This window comes from Micromonospora maritima (assembly GCF_902825405.1).
Classification (GTDB): Bacteria; Actinomycetota; Actinomycetes; order Mycobacteriales; family Micromonosporaceae; genus Micromonospora; species Micromonospora maritima.
Window position 1 is genome coordinate 1 of record NZ_CADEAU010000452.1, and the last position, 4,332, is coordinate 4,332.

2 protein-coding genes and 2 pseudogenes are annotated in these 4,332 nt (G+C 75.0%); 3 read left to right on the plus strand and 1 reads right to left on the minus strand.

Annotation, left to right across the window (positions count from 1 at the left end; all coding sequences use genetic code 11):
• A pseudogene (locus tag HUW36_RS26850) lies at positions 1-880 on the plus strand (hypothetical protein); the annotation flags it as partial.
• A 453-nt stretch (positions 881-1,333) separates the two neighbouring features.
• Here HUW36_RS26850 and HUW36_RS26855 read toward each other — a convergent pair.
• Complete coding sequence (locus HUW36_RS26855) at positions 1,334-2,374, minus strand: App1 family protein phosphatidate phosphatase (protein WP_246248338.1); 1,041 nt, start codon at positions 2,372-2,374, stop codon at positions 1,334-1,336.
• 118 nt (positions 2,375-2,492) lie between these two features.
• Here HUW36_RS26855 and HUW36_RS26860 point away from each other — a divergent pair, with 118 nt between their 5' ends.
• Together HUW36_RS26860 and HUW36_RS26865 are read left to right on the plus strand one after the other, a co-directional pair.
• Complete coding sequence (locus HUW36_RS26860) at positions 2,493-4,070, plus strand: hypothetical protein (RefSeq protein WP_174530693.1); 1,578 nt, start codon at positions 2,493-2,495, stop codon at positions 4,068-4,070.
• Positions 4,071-4,092: 22 nt separating this feature from the next.
• Positions 4,093-4,332: pseudogene (locus HUW36_RS26865) on the plus strand (hypothetical protein); the annotation flags it as partial.

The window sequence follows — 4,332 nt, forward strand, 5'->3', positions numbered from 1 at the left end:
CGCGGCGGGCGGCGCGGGTGCCGGTGCGGTAGGCGGCGCGGGTGCCGGTGCGGTAGGCGGTGCGGGAAGGGCCGCCGGCATCATCAACGCCGTCGGGGGCCTCATCGGCCAGATCGCCGGGATCGTGCAGGCCGCCCGGGCCGCCCGCCAGCAGAAGCAGCAGGCCGCCGGACAGGACGGTCAGCAGGGCGGCGCGGATCAGGCCGGCGCGCAGCAAGGCGACGCGCAGCAAGGCGGCGCGCAACAGGGCGGCGCAGCCCAGGACGACCCTCAGACCGGCGCGAACGACCAGACCGGCGCGAACGACCAGGCCGGCGCGAACGACCAGGCTGCCGGGGGCGAGCAGGCCGGCGGGGCCGACCAGCAGGGCGCGGCCGGTGGGCAGGCGGGCGACGCCGGTGACCGGGTAGCGCAGCGGATCCAGCAGATCCGGGCCCGGATCCAGCAGCTACGCGCTCTGATCCAGCAGATCCGCGCCGCCCGTCAGGCCGCCCGCGATCAGGGCGCGGGCCAGGACCAGGGAGCGGGCCAGAACCCGGGCGACGCGGCAGGCGCAGCTGGCGACCAGGACGGGAACGCGGCGGACGGGCAGTCGGGTGCCGATGCCGGCCTCGCCCCCGGCCAGGATCAGAGCGCCGACCGAACCGACCAGAACCAGGCCGACCAAGGCAGCCAGAACCAGGCGGCTCAGGGCGGTCAGGACCAGGCGGCTCAGGGCGGTCAGGACCAGGCGGGCCAGGGCGGTCAGGACCAGGCGGGCCAGGGACAGGGCCAGGCGGGCCGGGTGTACCAGGTCGCCGACCCTCGGGTCCCCGGTTGCGCTCCCGGTGACCCCGGATCGGACGCCGTCACCCCCGCATCCGCCCCGCCCACCCGCTGACCCCCCACAGCCTCAACCACCGATCCCCTGACGTCGATCATGAGGTTGACGGCACTTAAGAAGATCCACAAGGCGGTCAACCTCATGATCGACGCGGCGGGGTTGAGATCTTGGTAGGAAATGGCCCCTCTGAGGGCCATTTCCTACCAAGATCTCGGGGGCTTCTCAGCGTTTGGATTGGTTGTCCCGAGGGGTGGATACGGTGGGGCGGCCGAGCAGTGGTCGGCTCGCGGGAAACACGGGCCGGGCTCCACCGCCGCGGCGAGTCTCACCCGTCCCATCGAAAACCACCAAGGCCACCGAAAACCACCGAAAACCACCGACAGCCACCGAGAACCACCGGCAGCCACCGGCAGCCACCGGGGATCCCGGGCCCGCCGGGGACCACCGACGACCCCTACCCGCCCCGGACCGTCTGGCCACCGTCGACGAGACGAGGGTACGGGGCAAGGTTCAGACCAGGTCGGCTTCGCGGAGGAGCTTCCACAGGCCGGCGCCGTCGGGGGCGCTCAGCCACTTCTGGCCCACCGGGCCGGACGAGGAACGGCCGGCGGGCGCGGGCAGGCTGCCGGCCAGCACCGACTGGGTCGGGGACAGCCGGCGGATCGCCACGCCGGCCACGTTGTCCGGGTGGGCGGCGGCGAACTCCCGGTAGATCTCCTGGTCGTGCTGCCCGTCGTCGCCGATGAGCAGCCAGCGCACCTCGGGGAACTCGCGGGCCAGCCGGGCCAACGTGGCCCGCTTGTGCTCCCGCCCGCTGCGGAACCAGCGGTCGGCCGTCGGCCCCCAGTCGGTGAGCAGCAGCGGGCCGGCCGGGTAGAGGTGGCGGGAGAGGAACCGGGTCAGCGTCGGCGCGACGTTCCAGGCGCCGGTGGAGAGGTAGAAGACCGGCGCGCCGGGGTGGGCGGTGGCCAGGCGCTCGTAGAGCACCGCCATGCCGGGGACGGCGGTGCGGGCGTGCTCGTCGAGGACGAACGTGTTCCACGCGGCGAGCATCGGCCGGGGCAGCGCGGTCACCATGACCGTGTCGTCGATGTCGGAGAGGATCCCGAACCGGACGTTCGGGTCGAGGATGCGCACCAGCGCCTCCACCGGCTCGGCGTCGGCGACGCTGAGGCGTACGCAGCCCCAGCCGGGGGTGAAGTCGCCCTCGACGACGGTGTCGACGAAGCCGCTGCGGTCGGCGGTCACCTCGTGGCGCACGCCGTTGACCTCGATGGTCACCCGGGCGTGCTTGGCCGGCAGGGTGGCGAAGCTGCGCCAGCCCCGCACCTTGTCCAGCCGGCCCCGCCGGCGGGTGTCCGGGCGGCCGAGCAGCACGCGGCAGAGCACCCGCGCCCAGCCGGGGGCGCCGTAGCCCGCGTACGCGATGATGTTGGGCTGCCACCCGGTGCGCCGCAGCCGGCGTTCCACGAGCCCGTGCACGGCGTCCTCGATGCGGGCGGCCCGGTGCAGTTGCGGCACGGCCAGCTGGTCCGGTGGTGTGGGTGGCACGTAGCAACACTGCCACAACCGACGGGGGCCGGCCACGCGAGTGATCTACGCCGATCCGCCCCGGACGCCGGCCGGCAGCGTGCCAGACTGCGTCGTGTCGCAGGTGAAGCGGGACGCGATGGGCCGGCCGGACGCGCCGGCGCTGGTGGCGTTGCTGCTCGGCGCGGTCGGGGTGGGATACCGGCTGGTGCTGACCGTGCTCACGGTGCCCGCCTCGAACAGCGACGAGGCCACGTTCGGCCTCGCCGCCCTGCACATCGCCGGCGGCCACGAGCGGCCGGTCTTCCTCTACGGGCAGCGCTACATGGGCGTGCTGGAGTCGTATCTGGCGGCGCCGCTGGTGGGCTGGGCCGGACCGAGTTGGCCGCTGCTGCGGCTGCCGCTGCTCGCGCTGTACGCGATCTTCCTGTGGCTGGCGTACCGGCTGACCCGCCGCCTCTTCTCCCCCTGGCTGGCCGTGGTCGTGGTGGGCCTGCTGGCGCTCGGCTCGGAACGGGTGGTCCGCGACCAGCTCACCGTGGTCGGCGGCCGGCCCGAGGTCAAGCCGGCGGTGCTGGCGTTGCTGCTGATCGCGGTCGCGCTCAGCGAGGACCGGGTGCGGCACCGCTGGCTGGCCACCGGCGGGTTCGGGCTGCTCGTCGGGCTGGCGCTGTGGTCGGACTGGCTGATCGCGCCCTATCTGCTGGTGGCCGGCGTGGTGCTGCTGCTGGCGATCCCCCGCGAGCTGGTCGGCTGGCCCGGCGTGCTGCTGGTGGCGGGTTTCCTGGTCGGCGTCGCGCCGGTGGTCAAGGACAACGTCGTGGCGCCGCCGGGGCAGGACTCGCTGTCGGTGCTACGGGAGATCAGCACGAAGGAGGGCGTGGCGCCGACGATCGCCGAGCGGCTGCGCGGCGGTCTGCTGGAGGGGGTGCCGCTGGCCACCGGGCTGTGCCCGATGGACGGCTGCGCGCGCTGGGCGCAGTGGTTCGGTTTGCTCTACCCGGTGCTGCTGGTGGCCGCCGCCGGGCTCGGGCTGCTCGCGTACCGCCGGGCCGCCGACCACGCCGCCCGGGTGCGGGCCGCGGCGGTGCTCGCGCTCGTCGTCGGCGCGGCCCTGACCCTGATGGCGTACGTGCGCAGCCCGCTCGCCGCGACCGACCCGCTGGGCAACGCCCGCTACCTGTCGGTGCTCCAGATCTCGCTGCCGGCGGTGCTGTGGCCGCTCTGGCTGGCCGCCGCGCACGCACTGCGGGCCTCCGCCGGCCGGGTGGCCCGGCTGGGTGGCGCCACGGCCGCCGCGGTGCTGGCCGGGTTGACCGCCGCCGCGGTCGCCGGCACGGTGGCCTTCCTGGCCCACACCCCCGGGGTACGGGCCGAGGAGCGCTCCGCCCGCCGGCTGGCCGACGCGGTGCTACGGTCCGGCCTGCACGAGGTGTACGGCGACTACTGGACCTGCAACCGGCTCATCTTCAACACCGGCGAGCGGGTCGCCTGCGGGGTGCTGGACGGCAACCTGACGCCCGGGCAGAACCGCTACCCGGCGTACTGGCAGCGGGTGGGGCGGGCGGCCCGCCCCGGGTACGTGGTGGCGGTCGGCTCGTCGGCGGAACGCGGGCTGCGGCGGCTGCTCGGCGACCGGGCCGACGCGGCGCTGGTGGCCGAGGTCGGCGGGAGTCGCGTCTACCACCCGGACCGCGCCGTGCGACCGTGGCGCTGAGCCCGGCCCGTACGCTGTGCCGGTGCTCATCCTGCTCCCCCCGTCCGAGGGCAAGGCCGAGGCCGGCACCGGCCGGCGGCTGGACCTGTCGCGGCTGTCCCTGTCGGAGTTGAACCCGGCGCGGGAGGCGGTGCTGACCGCGCTCGTCGACCTCTGCGCCGGCCCGGACCAGACGGCGGCCCTGGGGTTGCTGGGTCTCAGCGAGGGCCAGCGCGGCGAGCTGCGGCGCAACGCCCGGCTGCGGGTGGCGGCCACCGCGCCG